Origin of the sequence: Pseudomonas oryzihabitans (assembly GCF_006384975.1) — a bacterium.
In the GTDB taxonomy this organism is placed as follows: Bacteria; Pseudomonadota; Gammaproteobacteria; order Pseudomonadales; family Pseudomonadaceae; genus Chryseomonas; species Chryseomonas psychrotolerans_B.
Map to the genome: position 1 here is coordinate 238,927 of NZ_CP021645.1, position 13,892 is coordinate 252,818.

At 66.6% G+C, this 13,892-nt stretch carries 11 protein-coding genes and 1 pseudogene; 8 read left to right on the forward strand and 4 right to left on the reverse strand.

The window, feature by feature from the left end:
* Window position 1: 1 nt before the first annotated feature.
* On the reverse strand, window positions 2-1,060 hold the full coding sequence (locus CCZ28_RS00965) for an aromatic ring-hydroxylating dioxygenase subunit alpha (protein WP_140215149.1): 1,059 nt from the start codon (window positions 1,058-1,060) through the stop codon (window positions 2-4).
* 262 nt (window positions 1,061-1,322) lie between these two features.
* Here CCZ28_RS00965 and CCZ28_RS00970 point away from each other — a divergent pair, with 262 nt between their 5' ends.
* From CCZ28_RS00970 to CCZ28_RS00980, 3 genes are all read left to right on the forward strand, one after another.
* Window positions 1,323-2,153 carry a p-hydroxycinnamoyl CoA hydratase/lyase gene (locus CCZ28_RS00970; protein WP_058764786.1) on the forward strand — a complete coding sequence of 277 codons (831 nt, stop codon included), beginning with the start codon at window positions 1,323-1,325 and terminating at the stop codon, window positions 2,151-2,153.
* Between the two features lie 88 nt (window positions 2,154-2,241).
* A complete protein-coding gene (locus tag CCZ28_RS00975) occupies window positions 2,242-3,690 on the forward strand; it encodes an aldehyde dehydrogenase (RefSeq protein WP_140215150.1) in 1,449 nt (482 codons plus the stop codon).
* A 77-nt stretch (window positions 3,691-3,767) separates the two neighbouring features.
* Window positions 3,768-5,636 (forward strand): feruloyl-CoA synthase, encoded by a 1,869-nt coding sequence (locus CCZ28_RS00980; protein ID WP_140215152.1) that lies wholly within the window; start codon window positions 3,768-3,770, stop codon window positions 5,634-5,636.
* Window positions 5,637-5,783: 147 nt separating this feature from the next.
* Here CCZ28_RS00980 and CCZ28_RS00985 read toward each other — a convergent pair whose 3' ends face one another.
* On the reverse strand, window positions 5,784-6,245 hold the full coding sequence (locus CCZ28_RS00985) for a MarR family winged helix-turn-helix transcriptional regulator (protein ID WP_140215154.1): 462 nt from the start codon (window positions 6,243-6,245) through the stop codon (window positions 5,784-5,786).
* Between the two features lie 54 nt (window positions 6,246-6,299).
* Entirely contained in the window at window positions 6,300-8,021 is a 1,722-nt protein-coding gene (locus tag CCZ28_RS00990; protein ID WP_140215155.1) for a sigma-54-dependent Fis family transcriptional regulator, read from the reverse strand.
* A 224-nt stretch (window positions 8,022-8,245) separates the two neighbouring features.
* Here CCZ28_RS00990 and CCZ28_RS00995 point away from each other — a divergent pair, with 224 nt between their 5' ends.
* From CCZ28_RS00995 to CCZ28_RS01005, 3 genes are all read left to right on the forward strand, one after another.
* Window positions 8,246-9,718 carry a benzaldehyde dehydrogenase gene (locus CCZ28_RS00995; RefSeq protein ID WP_140215157.1) on the forward strand — a complete coding sequence of 491 codons (1,473 nt, stop codon included), beginning with the start codon at window positions 8,246-8,248 and terminating at the stop codon, window positions 9,716-9,718.
* A 39-nt stretch (window positions 9,719-9,757) separates the two neighbouring features.
* Window positions 9,758-10,525, forward strand: a complete 768-nt coding sequence (locus CCZ28_RS01000; protein WP_140215159.1) for a coniferyl-alcohol dehydrogenase — start codon at window positions 9,758-9,760, stop codon at window positions 10,523-10,525.
* A gap of 72 nt (window positions 10,526-10,597) precedes the next feature.
* Window positions 10,598-11,542, forward strand: a complete 945-nt coding sequence (locus CCZ28_RS01005; protein ID WP_140215161.1) for a SphA family protein — start codon at window positions 10,598-10,600, stop codon at window positions 11,540-11,542.
* Window positions 11,543-11,564: 22 nt separating this feature from the next.
* Here CCZ28_RS01005 and CCZ28_RS01010 read toward each other — a convergent pair whose 3' ends face one another.
* Complete coding sequence (locus tag CCZ28_RS01010) at window positions 11,565-12,047, reverse strand: DUF4124 domain-containing protein (protein ID WP_140215163.1); 483 nt, start codon at window positions 12,045-12,047, stop codon at window positions 11,565-11,567.
* Window positions 12,048-12,241: 194 nt separating this feature from the next.
* On the opposite strand from CCZ28_RS01010, the pseudogene lpxO reads away from it, so the two are divergent.
* Both lpxO and imuA read left to right on the forward strand, forming a co-directional pair.
* Window positions 12,242-13,142 (forward strand): annotated as a pseudogene (gene lpxO, locus CCZ28_RS01015) (lipid A hydroxylase LpxO).
* A gap of 130 nt (window positions 13,143-13,272) precedes the next feature.
* Complete coding sequence (gene imuA / locus CCZ28_RS01020; RefSeq protein WP_140215164.1) at window positions 13,273-13,887, forward strand: translesion DNA synthesis-associated protein ImuA; 615 nt, start codon at window positions 13,273-13,275, stop codon at window positions 13,885-13,887.
* Window positions 13,888-13,892 lie beyond the last annotated feature (5 nt).

Consider the following 13,892-nt stretch of genomic DNA (forward strand, 5'->3'; position numbering starts at 1 on the left):
CCTAGGCGATCTGCCGGACCGGGATGCCGGTGGCGGCCTGTTCCGTGGCCAGCAGGCGGTCGATGATCTGCCGCGATTGCACGCCGCCGGCATCGATATTGAGCTTGAGCAGGCCACGTTCCGGATAGCGCAACAGGTTCTGCTGCTGGCGTTCGAGCATCTCCAGGTCTTCGCTGAAGATCTTGCCCTGGCCTTCGCGGATGCTGGCGGTGAGTTCGGCATCCTGCGGCTTGAAGTTGCGCGCCATGCCCCAGAAGTACCAGATGGAGGTCTCGGTCTCGGGGGTGATGAAGTCCACCACCACGCTGGCCGCCTTGACCGCCGCCGGGGCGTGGTAGCCGCCATGGCCGGCATGGGCCACGCCCACCTCGATCATCACGTGGCTCGGCGGGGTGAAGCGGCAGATCTGCCAGCGATCCACCGGGACGTCGTCGGCCAGGCCGTTGCCGCGCAGGGCCATGCGCCAGAAGGGCGGGGCGGAGATATTCTCCATGTGCCGGCTGGTGATGACCTCGTCGCCCTCGACGCGGGTGGCGGGTGGCGCCTCGTCGATCTCCTTCTGGCCGATGCTGGAGGCATGGACATAGGTCTCGTGGGTGAGGTCCATGAGGTTGTCGATCATCAGCCGATAGTCGCACTGGATGTGGTAGAGACCGCCGCCATAGGCCCAGTCGGGGCTCTCGGCCCATTCGAGGTAGGGAATCAGCGCCGGATCGGCCTTGGCCTGGTCGCCTGGCCAGACCCAGATGAAGCCATGGCGCTCGACGGCGGCATAGGCGCGCACGGCGGGAAAGACGCCGACCCGCTGGCCGGGCATGCCCAGGGTCTTGCCGCCGCAGCCCATCTCCAGGCCGTGATAGCCACAGACCAGGGTGCCTTCGCGCAAGAAGCCCAGTGACAGCGGCGCACCCCGGTGTGGGCAGAAGTCTTCCAGCGCCACTACCTGCCGGTTGGCGTCGCGGTAGAACACCAGCGGCTCGCCGCAGATCTGCCGGCCGAGGGGCTTGTCGGTGAGTTCGTCGGGGGTGCAGGCGACGTACCAGGCGTTCTTCGGGTACATGATGGGATCTCTTGTTGTTATCTATTGGATCCAATAGTTATGAGGGTTAACTATGACTGTCAATGCGATTTTGTGTGGAGCAGGCCATAAAGGACGAATGGTTGGGTGAGCGATCCCGGATTCCTGTTCGATTGGATCCCATCGAGGGTAAAGCCGCTATCGTTCATCGAACTCGTACAAGGCCGATAAAATAGTTAATTGACGTAACTAATTTCGCGGCGTAGCTTCTTGTCCATACCCCAAACAACAAGAGGCACACGCCATGGGCAGCTACGACGGACGCTGGCAGACGGTCAAGGTGGATATCGAAGACGGTATCGCCTGGGTGACGCTCAACCGGCCGGAGAAACGCAACGCCATGAGTCCCACCCTCAACCGTGAGATGGTCGAGGTGCTGGAAACCCTGGAGCAGGACGCCAGCGCCGGCGTGCTGGTCTTGACCGGTGCCGGTGACGCCTGGACTGCCGGGATGGACCTCAAGGAATACTTCCGCGAGACCGATGCCGGCCCGGAGATCCTGCAGGAAAAGATCCGCCGCGAGGCCTCCCAGTGGCAATGGAAGCTGCTGCGCATGTACGCCAAGCCGACCATCGCCATGGTCAACGGCTGGTGCTTCGGCGGTGGCTTCAGCCCGCTGGTGGCCTGCGACCTGGCCATCACCGCCGACGAGGCCACCTTCGGCCTGTCCGAGATCAACTGGGGCATCCCGCCGGGCAACCTGGTGAGCAAGGCCTTGGCCGATACCGTCGGCCACCGCACCGCCCTCTACTATGTGATGACCGGCAAGACCTTCAGCGGGCCCGAGGCGGCCGCCATGGGGCTGGTCAATCAGAGCGTGCCGCGCGCCCAATTGCGCGAGGTGACCACCGCCCTGGCTCAGGAACTGCTGCAGAAGAATCCGGTGGTGCTGCGCGCCGCCAAGGTCGGCTTCAAGCGCTGCCGCGAGCTGACCTGGGAGCAGAACGAGGACTATCTCTACGCCAAGCTCGACCAGTCGCGCCTGCAGGATCCGGAAGGCGGTCGCGAGCAGGGCATGAAGCAATTCCTCGACGACAAGAGCATCAAGCCCGGTTTGCAGACCTACAAGCGCTGAAGCGCCAGGACTTGTCGAACGGTCGCCGAGCGTAGCTGCCGTTCAGACGAGCCCGGTTCCCATAAAGACAACAATAAGAGGTAGCGTCATGGTCGAGGTATCCCTGCTCATTGGCGGTGCCAGCCGCCCAGCCGGCGACGGTCGCAGCTATCAGCGGCGCCATCCGGTGACCGGCGAGGTGGTCTCCACGGTAGCTGCCGCCACCCTGGAGGATGCCGACGCCGCCGTGGCAGCCGCCCAGGCCGCCTATCCCGCCTGGGCGGCGCTGCCGCCCGGCGAACGCCGGCGTCGCCTGCTGGCCGCCGCCGATGGCCTGACAGCGCGCAGTGGCGAGTTCATCGCCCTGGCCGGGGAGACCGGGGCCATGGCCAACTGGTATGGCTTCAACGTGCACCTGGCGGCCAACATGCTGCGCGAGGCGGCGGCCATGACCACCCAGATCCAGGGCGAGGTCATTCCCTCCGACGTCCCCGGCAGCTTCGCCATGGCGCTACGCCAGCCCTGTGGCGTGGTCCTCGGCATCGCGCCCTGGAACGCCCCGGTGATTCTCGGCACCCGCGCCCTGGCCATGCCGCTGGCCTGCGGCAATACCGTGGTGCTCAAGGCGTCGGAGCAAAGTCCTGGCGTACACCGGCTGATCGGCCAGGTGCTGCAGGATGCCGGCCTGGGCGACGGCGTGGTCAACGTGGTCACCAATGCGCCGGAGGATGCCCCGGCCATCGTCGAGCGGCTGATCGCCAATCCGGCGGTGCGGCGGGTCAACTTCACCGGCTCCACCCGGGTCGGTCGGATCGTCGGCGAACTGTCCGCCCGCCATCTGAAGCCGGCCGTGCTGGAGCTGGGTGGCAAGGCGCCGCTGCTGGTGCTGGAAGACGCCGACCTGGACGCCGCCGTGGCCGCGGCGGCCTTTGGTGCCTACTTCAACCAGGGGCAGATCTGCATGTCCACCGAGCGCCTGCTGGTGGACAGCCGCATCGCCGACGCCTTCGTCGAGCGCCTGGCGGCCAAGGTGCGCACCCTCAAGGCTGGCGATCCGAGTGCGCCCGATTCGGTACTGGGTTCCCTGATCGACGCCAGCGCCGGAACCCGCATCAAGGCCCTGATCGACGACGCCGTGGGCAAGGGCGCGCGGCTGGTCTGCGGTGGTGGACTCGATGGCAGCATCCTGCAACCGACGCTGCTGGATGGCGTCACCGCCGAGATGAAGCTCTATGCCGAGGAGTCCTTCGGGCCGGTGGCGGTGGTGATCCGCGCCGAGGGCGACGAGGCCCTGCTGCGCCTGGCCAACGATTCCGAATTCGGCCTCTCGTCGGCCATCTTCAGCCGCGATACCGCCCGCGCCCTGGCGCTGGCCCAGCGGGTGGAAAGCGGCATCTGCCACATCAACGGCCCCACGGTGCACGACGAGGCGCAGATGCCCTTCGGTGGCGTCAAGGCCAGTGGCTATGGGAGCTTCGGCTCACGGGCCTCCATCGAACATTTCACCCAGTTGCGCTGGGTGACACTGCAGACGGGGCCGCGCCACTACCCGATCTAGCCAGCGCCGTTTCCATCGCTTCTGACGCAACAAGAATAAGAGGCGCCTCTGGGCGCCAGCCCAGAGGAGAATTCAAGGTGAGCCATGTCACGCAAACCCGTGCGCCCGCGGATCGGCCGCTGCGCTATCGACCGGTGGCCCTGGGGCAACCCGGCGTCACCGTGGAAGAGCGGGGTGGGCTGCTCTACATGGCCTCCCAGGAGCGCCTAAGTCCACCGCCGCCGCGACTGCTGGATCGCCTGCTGCACTGGGCCGAGGCGGCACCCGACCGTACCTTTTTCGCCGCGCGGGAAGCCGGCGGCGCCTGGCGCGAGTTCTCCTACGGCGAGATGTTGCAGCGGGTGCGCCAACTGGCCGCCGCGCTGCTGGAGTTCGGTCTGTCGGCCGAGCGCCCCCTGGCGATCCTCTCCGGCAACGATCCCGAACACCTTCAATTGGCCCTGGCGGCGCTCTATGCCGGCATTCCCTTCTGCCCGGTATCGCCCGGCTATTCGTTGCTGTCCCAGGACCATGCCAAGTTGCGCCACGTCTGCGGCCTGCTGCAACCGGGGCTGGTCTTCGTCAGCGATGCGCCGGCCTACCAGAAGGCGCTGGACGCCGTGCTGTCGGCCGACGTGCCGGTGATCGCGACCCGCGGTCAGGCGCAGGGACGCATTACGCTGGCCTTCGAGGCGCTGCTTGCCCGTGGCGAGCTGGCCGCAGCCGACCAGGCCTTTACAACCACCGGGCCGGATAGCATCGCCAAATTTCTCTTCACCTCTGGCTCCACCAAGCTGCCCAAGGCGGTGACCACCACCCAGCGCATGCTCTGCGCCAACCAGCAGATGCTGTTGCAGACCTTTCCGGTGTTCGGCGAGGAACCGCCGGTGCTGGTGGACTGGCTGCCCTGGAACCACACCTTCGGCGGCAGCCACAACCTGGGCATCGTGCTCTACAACGGCGGCAGCTTCTACCTGGATGACGGCAAGCCGACGCCCCAGGGCTTTGGCGAGACCCTGCGCAACCTGCGCGAGGTCTCGCCCACGGCCTACCTGACGGTGCCGCGCGGCTGGGAAGAACTGGCCAATGCCCTGGAGCGCGACGCCGAGCTACGCGAGCGTTTCTTCGCACGCATGCGGCTGTTCTTCTTTGCTGCGGCGGGGCTGTCGCAAAGCGTCTGGGATCGCCTGGATCGCATCGCCGAGGCCCACTGCGGCGAACGCATCCGCATGATGGCCGGCCTGGGTATGACCGAGGCCTCGCCCAGTTGCACCTTCACCACCGGTCCGCTCTCCGTGGCCGGCTACGTCGGGGTGCCGGCGCCGGGCTGCGAGCTCAAGCTGGTGCCGGTGGACGGCAAGCTGGAAGGGCGCTTCCGCGGTCCGCACATCATGCCCGGCTATTGGCGTGATCCGGTGCAGACCGCCGCCTGTTTCGACGAGGAAGGTTTCTACTGCTCCGGCGACGCCCTCAAGCTGGTCGATCCGGCCAATCCGCAACTGGGCCTGATGTTCGATGGCCGTATCGCCGAGGATTTCAAGCTGTCCTCCGGGGTGTTCGTCAGCGTCGGTCCGCTGCGCAATCGCGCGGTGCTGGAGGGTACGCCCCTGGTGCAGGACGTGGTGGTGGCGGCGCCGGATCGCGAGTGCCTGGGCCTACTAGTTTTTCCGCGCCTGGCGGATTGCCGGCAACTGGCGGGGTTGGACGAGGCCGCTGATGCAGCAACGGTATTGGCCAGCGCGCCGGTGCAGCGCTGGTTCGCCGACTGGCTGGGGCGCCTGAATCGCGACGCCTCGGGCAACGCCAGCCGCCTGGAGTGGATCGCCCTGCAGGAAGAGCCGCCGTCCGCCGACCGTGGCGAGATCACCGACAAGGGCTCGCTCAACCAGCGCAGCGTCCTGACCCATCGCGCGGAACGGGTCGCGGCCTGTTATGGCGGGACGGCGCCACTGCTGATTCGGGCCTAGCGGCGGGAGTTGGGCTTCCCTTACCCCAGCCCTCTCCCGGAGGGAGGGGGCATTGAGTGCCACTGCACGACTTCCGTTGGTTGCGGTTGAGCGTAGCGAAGCCCAACAAAAACGCCACCTCTATAAGCGTAGCCTGGCCAAGCCTTCTTACCCCAGCTCCCCATTGAGCTTGCGCAACAGCCGCAGCAACTCGGCACGCTCGGCATCGTCCAACGGAGCGCTGGCGGCGCGGTCGCTGGCGGCGGCGCGCGTCTTGAGTTCGCCCACCAGGGCGCGGCCTCGGTCGGTGAGGTACAGGGCATAGGCGCGGCGATCCTGGGTGCCACGCACGCGCTCGGCCAGGCCCTGGCCTTCGAGTTTGTTCAGCAGCAGCACCAGTTGCGGTGGCTCGATGGCCAGGCGGCGCGCCAGGTCGGCCTGCATCAGGCCCGGCTCCTGTTCGAGGATCACCAGGGCGGTGAACTGGGCAGGGCGCAGGTCGTATTCGGCCAGGCTATCGACCAGGTGCTGGAACATCTTCATCTGGGCACGGCGCAGGGCATAGCCTACGGCGGTGTCCAGCCAGGGGGCGGCGGTGTCCAGGGGCGCGGCGTCGTTGAGTGAAGTCATCGGCGGGAAGGGCTTCCGTCGGATAGGGCGGGAGTAGGGCTCTGAGCCTTCATTCTAGTCCAGATCCCGTCTGGCGCGCTGATGACGATAGGCGAATTGGGCGCGGCTCAGACCCAGCAGCCGCGCCGCGGCGGCGACGTTGCCACGGCTGAGTGCCAGGGCTTCGTCCAGCAGCTCGGCTTCCAGCGCGCCCAGGTGCAAAGGGCGCTCGACATCCACGCCCAGGCGTTGCAGCCAGCCTGCCGCCGCCGGTGCCTGTTCCACGAGATCGGTCGGTAGCGGTTCGCCACGAAACAGGTGGGGCAGGTCGATGAGTTCGCCGGGATCGCTGGCGATCACTCCGCGCTCCACCAGATTCTGCAATTCACGCACGTTGCCGGGAAAGTCGTAGCGCAACAGTGCCTTGAGGGCGCGCATGGTCAGGCCCACCGGCGGCCGGTCGTAGGCTGCGCAGAAGCGCCGCAGGAAGAGATCTACCAGCAGCGGGACGTCATCACGGCGATCACGCAGCGGTGGGATGCCGATGGGATAGACGTTGAGGCGATAGAAGAGGTCTTCGCGAAAATCACCACGGCGTACCGCCTGGCGCAGGTCCAGGTTGGTGGCGGCGATCACCCGCACGTCCACCTGGAGGGTGCGGCTACCGCCGACCCGCTCGATCTCGCGTTCCTGCAGGGCGCGCAGCAGCTTGCCCTGGCCGGGCAGGCTCAGGCAGGCGATCTCGTCGAGGAACAGGGTGCCGCCCTGGGCGCGTTCGAAGCGTCCGGCGCGCGACTGGTTGGCACCGGTGAAGGCGCCGCGCTCCACGCCGAACAGCTCGGCCTCGATGAGGTTTTCGGGGATGGCCGCGCAATTCAGCGCAACGAAGGGGGCGTCGGCACGCTGGCTCAGGCGATGCAGGTGACTGGCGAACAGCTCCTTGCCCACCCCTGATTCGCCGGTGAGTAGTACCGTAGCCGGGGTAGGGGCGACTCTTTGCAGCGCCTGGAAGGCACTGTTGAAGGCGGCCGAGGCGCCCACCAGCGGTTGCTGACCGTCGACGGCGTGGGGCAGGGGCGCGGGCAGGCGTTCGGCGGCGCTGGTCTCGGCGGTGCCATCGCCGGCGGCATTGAGATAGCGCAGGTCCTCCGCCACATCGGGCCAGCGCTCGGCGTTGCGGCCTTCGACCCGGCACACGCCATGGCCCATGGCGCGGCATTCCACCTCGCGAAAGATCACTAGGCGGCCGAATAGGCTGCTGACGTAGCCGATGGCGTAGCCGGTTTCCATCCAGCAGGCCGGGTCGCTGCCCTGGCCATGGGCGATCAGGTGCTCGTCGCATTCGGCGGAATGGTGCCAGAGGAATTCGCCGCCGTAGCGACCCTGGTCGACATCGAATTCGAAATGCAGCGGCTCGACGCGCACCAGGCCTTCCAACCCGTGCAGACGGGTGCCGGCGGCGAAGATGGCCGCGGCATCGGCCTGCGGCCAGCGCTTGCGTACCAGCTCGGCATCGCGCACCCCGGAGAGATAGCCGACCCGGGTCAGGAGTCCGCGGGCGCGCTCCTGGCCCAGGGCGCCGATCAGTTCGCGGCGCAGGGCGCCGAAGGCGGAGGCGTGCATCAGCAACATGCGCTGGTCGTTGAGCCAGATGCGCCCATCGCCGGGGGAGAAGAACAGGCACTCGGCCAGTTCCGCCTGGGTCGGGGTGACACTGCCGTCCAAGGCCCGGCTGTCGCCACTGTGCAAACCCGCTGTGCCCTGTTGCAGATCAGTGAGAGACAGGCGCTCGGCCATGGCACGACTCCGCGAGAGTTGCGCAAATGCGCAATCGAGGAAATGGTTATATCTCATAACTTTATCTTTTGAGCAGGGCTTTCGCGATGCGAGCGCCCGGCGCTCTCCCTGTCTCGTCCCTAACTACTTGACCAGGCAGGTCTTTCTCCGCGTTGGCGCGCTTGGGCACAGGCCTTGCTCCCCTGCTGTTGCCCCCGAGGCCCTACAACAATAAGGAGAAGGCTATGAGCGAACACCCGATCCCCTTCCTGAACGCTGCGCCCTGGCGCGAGCGGCTCTTCGATGGCGACTGGATCGCCGCCCAGGGTGGCATCCTGGAGGTCACCGAACCCGCCACTGGCCGGCTGTTGCATCGCACGGGGCTGGCCAACGCCGCCGACGTCGACCAGGCCTGTACCAAGGCCGCCCAGGCGCAACCCTATTGGGCAGGGTGGACCGCGCGGCGGCGGGCGGCGCTGTTTCTCGCCGCCGCCGACCGGCTCGCACGGCACCACGCCGAGCTGGCACCGCTGATCGCTCGCGAGACCGGCGGCATCCTGCCCAAGGCCGAGCTGGAACTGCGCGAGGCCGGGGTCATCCTGCAACAGGTCGCCGGCCAGCTGCTGCAGCCCCATGGCGTGGTCTTGCCCAGTGAGCGTGGTGCCCTGTCCTATGCCCGCCGACTGCCCCATGGCGTGGTGGGCGTGATCTCGCCCTTCAATTTCCCGCTGATCCTCTCGCTACGTGCCGTGGCGCCGGCGCTGGCCTGCGGCAATGCCGTGGTGCTCAAGCCGGATCACCAGACCCCGCTGAGCGGCGGGGTGCTCATCGCCCGGCTGTTCGAAGCGGTCGGCCTGCCCAAGGGCGTGCTGCAACTGGTGCCGGGGCCGGCTGAGGCGGGCGCGGCTCTCTGTGCCCATACGCGGGTACGCATGATCGCCTTCACCGGGTCGACCCAGGCCGGGCGCCAGGTGGCCGAAGCCGCCGGGCGGCATTTGAAGAAGGTGGCCCTGGAACTGGGCGGCAAGAATCCGCTGATCGTGCTGGACGACACCGATCTCGACCGCGCGGTGGGCTGCGCCGCCTGGGGCAGCTTCCTGCACCAGGGCCAGATCTGCATGGCCACCGGCCTGATCCTGGTACAGCAGGATGTCGCCGCGGCCTTCACCGAGCGCCTGGCGATCCGCGCCGCAGGCCTGCGGGTAGGCGATCCGCTCAGCCCCGGTACTCAACTCGGCCCGCTGATCAACGCCCGGCAGTTGCAACGGGTGCAAGCCATCGTCGCGGACAGTCTGGCCGCCGGTGCCCGGCTGGAGCAGGGCGGTAGCCACGAAGGCCTGTTCTATGCCCCGACCGTGCTGAGCGGCGTGCGCCCCGGCATGCGCGCCTTCGATGAAGAGATCTTCGGGCCGGTGGCCAGCGTGGTGACCTTCACCGACGAGGCCGAGGCCGTCGCCCTGGCCAACCGTACCCCCTACGGCCTGGCCGCCGGGGTGCTCTCCGGCTCCCTGGCCCGCGCTCGTGCCCTGGGCGCGCAGCTCAACTGCGGAATGCTGCACCTCAACGACCAGACGGTGAACGACGAGGTGGTCAACCCCTTCGGCGGCCGCGGCCAGTCCGGCAATGGCGGCAGCGTCGGCGGCCTGTGCAACTGGGACGACTACAGCCAGTGGCAGTGGGTGACGGAGCACGAGGAGCCGCCGCGCTATCCCTTCTAGCCCGCTTCATTCCATCAATAACAACAAGAGGAAAATCCCATGACCCTGAATGGCAAGACGCTGGTGATCACCGGTGTGGCCTCCGGTATTGGTGCCGAACTGGCGCGCCTGGCCCGCTTCCACGGCGCCCTCGTGATCGGCGTCGACCGCAATCAACCCCAGCTCAGTCTGGATGAATTCCACCAGGCCGACCTGGGCGATCCGGACAGCATCGCTACCCTGGTCGGCCGTCTACCGGAGCGCCTGCACGGTCTCTGCAACATCGCCGGGGTACCGGGCACGGCGCCGGCAGAGACGGTGGCGCGGGTCAACTACCTCGGGCCGCGCCTGCTCAGCCAGCAACTGGTCGAGCGATTGGGGCAGGGCGGGGCCATCGTCAACGTCGCCTCCATCCTCGGCGCCGAATGGCCGCAGCGCCTGGAGCGGCACCGCGAGCTGGCGCGGATCGCCGACTTCGCCGAGGCCCGGGCCTGGCTGGCGGCGCACCCGGTGGAGCAGGCGACCTGCTACCAGTATTTCAAGGAAGCGCTGATCGTCTGGAGCTTCGTGCAATCCCAGACCTGGCTGCGCGAATTCGGCGTGCGTCTGAATTGCGTGGCGCCGGGACCGGTGTTCACGCCCATCCTCGGCGACTTCGTCAGCATGCTCGGCGAGGAGCGTGTCGCCCGCGACAGCCAGCGCATGCTGCGCCCGGCGCTGGCCGACGAGGTGGCCGAGGTGATCGCCTTTCTCTGCAGCGATGCCTCGCGCTGGATCAACGGCGCCAACCTGCCGGTGGATGGCGGTCTGGCCGCCAGTTACGTCTGACCCCGGTCGCCGCGCTCGTCTGGGCGCGGCGATCACGTTCTCCCACAACAAGAACAATCCAAGGATGACGTCATGCGCAAAACCCTTAGCCTCGGTCTGTTGGCGGCGGCCAGTCTCTGTTCCACCCTGGCCCAGGCCTACGACCTGCCCGGTCTCAACCTCGGTTCCACCAGTTTCTACGATGGCACGCCCGCGCCGGACGGCCCAGGTTGGTACCTGTCGGAATACCTCCTCTATGGCAAGACCAGTCGCTTCAACGACCAGGATGGCCGCAAGCTACCGTTGCCCACGCAGGAACTGACCACCTTCGCCCCGGTGACCCAACTGATCTATGTTGGCCAGCCGCTGGCCAATGGCGCCATGCCCGGTTTCACCGCCATCCTGCCCTGGCTGGCCAAGGCCGATGTCGACGACGGCCTCGGTGGCCAGGCGCTGAGTTCACGCGAAGGGGTGGGCGACCTGACCCTGGGCGCCTTCTTGCAATTGCCCACCAGCCTGCGGCCGGACGGTGGGCCGCGCCTGGCCCAGCGTGTGGAGGTCGACATCCTGGCGCCCACCGGCCGCTACGACCGGGAGCGGGCGATCAATCCGGGCAGCAACTTCTGGTCGTTCAATCCCTACTACGCGGCGACCTACTGGCTGACCCCCCAGTGGTCGGTATCGGGGCGTTTCTACTATCTGTGGAATGGCAAGAACGACCAGCCGCTACGCAGCTTCGGCGATGTCTCCGACACCCAGGCCGGCCAGGCGCTGCATGCCAACCTGACCACTCAGTACGCGCTGAACGAGCGCCTCAGCGTCGGCCTGAACGGCTATTGGCTCAGGCAGATCACCGATTCCCAGGTAGATGGCCATGACGTGAGCGGGCGCCGCGAGAAGGTCTGGGCCTGGGGGCCGGGCCTCACCTACGCCTTCTCCAAGCAGAACCTGATCACCTTCAACAGCTACTTCGAGCAGGATGCCGAGAACCGCACCGAGGGACGCAAGTTCGTCATTAACTTCTTGCACAAGCTGTAGTGAAAGACCCGATCGACCGTACCTAGCGGTCGATCGGGATACCCGGGCTCGGCGGCGGGGGCGGGGGTTGCATGGCCTGGGGATGAGGCACCATGTGCCAGGTCTCGTGGCGCGGCCGTTCGATGTACACCGGGTAGGGCTGGTAGATCACCCTGGGCCTCTGTGTCTCTATTCCCTGCTGGTGCAGAGTCGAGGAAGAAGAAAAGGAGGAAGAAGAGGAAGACCCGCCAACGATGGTGATGTCGTCGGCCGGACGCGGCGCCTGGGGGATCATGACGATGTTCTGCTGGGGCGCCACGGTTGCCGGTGGCGTATTGGCCGGGGGCGGGGCCATATTGAAGCCGTTGGAGGAGGGCTGCAGCGGAATGACGCTGACCTGGCTACCCGCGGGGCAGGCGCCCTGGGTGTAGGTAGTCTGGCCTTGGGTGTCCACGCATTTGAAGACATCCTGAGCCATGGCGGTACTGGTGATGGCGAGCAACAGGCAACACAGCAAGGACCGCATGGCGAGGATGACTCCGACGCATGTTCTCGTAGCTGGCAGAATACTGGAGCCATGGCTCTAGTCCCAGTGATCGACCTTCCCTGACTATGGAAGGATAGCGACTGCTCAGCAAAAAGGCAGACTGTAAAGACTGGGCCTTGGCTTAAGGGAGGCGTATAACATCCGGATACATTTACTTTTCGGGATCGCGACACGTGAAGTGGCTCGTACTGGCACTGTTTTTTCTGTGTGTTCTCTATGTGCATTTCCGGGGTCGGGTGCGCCACAGGTTCCTGCGCCAGCTGAGTGACCATTCGACCTTCCTGGCGCCGCTCAACACCTTCATGTTTCTCACCTCGCGGGTGCCCAATGCGCCCTATCACGAGGTGGCGCGCTTCCCCGAGCTGCAGGTGCTGCAGGACAATTGGCCGCTCATCCGTGACGAAGCCCTGAATCTGTTGCGCGCCGGCCAGATCAAGAAATCCGCCGAGCACAACGACGCTGGTTTCAACTCCTTCTTCAAGAGTGGCTGGAAGCGCTTCTATCTGAAGTGGTATGGCGACAGCCATCCCTCCGCCATGCAGCTCTGCCCGCGCACCACCGAATTGCTCAAGGGCATCGGCACGGTCAAGGCGGCCATGTTCGCTGAGCTGCCGCCTGGTTCGCGCCTGGTCCGGCATCGTGATCCCTACGGCGGTTCGTTGCGCTACCACCTGGGCCTGGTCACCCCCCAACGATCCGCGCTGCTTCATCGAGGTGGACGGCCAGCGCTATCATTGGCGCGATGGCCAGGCGGTGGTGTTCGACGAAACCTTCATCCACTACGCCGAGAACACCACCGACCAGGATCGCATCATCCTGTTCTGCGACGTGGAGCGGCCCTTGCGTTATCGCTGGGCCGGCGCCTTCAATCGCTGGGTCAGCGGTACCCTGCTGGCCTCGGCTGCCTCGCCCAACGACGCTGGCGACAAAACCGGCGGGCTCAATCGCGCCTTCAAGCATCTCTATCGCATTCGCCAGCGCGGCAAGGCGCTGAAGAAGCGCAATCGCTTCCGCTACTACCTCGAGCAGTGGTTGCTGCTGGCGGTACTGGTCGGCGTGATTATCTGGATCTGAACGAACGACGCTCGTCAGCCGGCTCTGACGTTCGACTTGACCCCGGCCTGGATCACCGTCAATACTGATACTGTATAAATATACATATCAGGGCGATGGCCATGGACAATATCCTTGCGAGTTCGGCGGCATGAGCGGCGGCGCCAGCCTGGCCCGGCTGTTCGAGGAGCGGCGCCTCTGGAGGGGGCAGACCAGCCCCGAGGCCCGGCGCAGTGGGCAGCCCACGGGCGTCGCGGCGCTCGATGCCCATCTGCCCGGCGGCGGGTGGCCGGAAGCGGCCCTGACCGAATTGCTGCTGGCTGGGCCCGGCCACGGTGAATTGCGTCTGCTCTGGCCGACGCTGGCCCGGCTGAGCCAGGCCGCCGAGCGCATCGCCCTGATCGCTCCGCCACTGCTGCCCTATCCACTGGCCTGGCAGGCTGCCGGGGTGGCGCTGGAAGCCCTGGTGGTGATCCGCGCCCAAGGCGCCGAGGTGCTCTGGGCTGCCGAGCAATGTCTGCGTTCCGGCTGCTTCGGCGCGGTGCTCTGTTGGCCCGAGCGGGCCGACGATCGCCAATTGCGGCGCCTGCAGGTCGCCGCCGAGAGCGGTCGTACCCTGGCCTTCGCCCTGCGGCCAGCCGCGGCCCTGGACAATCCTTCACCGGCGGCCTTGCGCCTGGAACTCAAGGCGCCCCTCGAACGGGTGCACATCCGCAAATGTCGGGGCGGTCAACCCGGTCTCCTCAGTCTGGCCGGCGGCGTTTGAGCGGG

Bases quoted from the DNA above. Each gene is read 5' to 3' on its own strand.
- imuA (WP_140215164.1), top strand. From the start codon at position 13,273: ATGAGCGGCGGCGCCAGCCTGGCCCGGCTGTTCGAGGAGCGGCGCCTC.
- CCZ28_RS00975 (WP_140215150.1), top strand. From the start codon at position 2,242: ATGGTCGAGGTATCCCTGCTCATTGGCGGTGCCAGCCGCCCAGCCGGC.
- CCZ28_RS00965 (WP_140215149.1), bottom strand. From the start codon at position 1,060: ATGTACCCGAAGAACGCCTGGTACGTCGCCTGCACCCCCGACGAACTC.
- CCZ28_RS01000 (WP_140215159.1), top strand. From the start codon at position 9,758: ATGACCCTGAATGGCAAGACGCTGGTGATCACCGGTGTGGCCTCCGGT.
- CCZ28_RS01010 (WP_140215163.1), bottom strand. From the start codon at position 12,047: ATGCGGTCCTTGCTGTGTTGCCTGTTGCTCGCCATCACCAGTACCGCC.
- CCZ28_RS00985 (WP_140215154.1), bottom strand. From the start codon at position 6,245: ATGACTTCACTCAACGACGCCGCGCCCCTGGACACCGCCGCCCCCTGG.
- CCZ28_RS01005 (WP_140215161.1), top strand. From the start codon at position 10,598: ATGCGCAAAACCCTTAGCCTCGGTCTGTTGGCGGCGGCCAGTCTCTGT.
- CCZ28_RS00970 (WP_058764786.1), top strand. From the start codon at position 1,323: ATGGGCAGCTACGACGGACGCTGGCAGACGGTCAAGGTGGATATCGAA.
- CCZ28_RS00995 (WP_140215157.1), top strand. From the start codon at position 8,246: ATGAGCGAACACCCGATCCCCTTCCTGAACGCTGCGCCCTGGCGCGAG.
- CCZ28_RS00990 (WP_140215155.1), bottom strand. From the start codon at position 8,021: ATGGCCGAGCGCCTGTCTCTCACTGATCTGCAACAGGGCACAGCGGGT.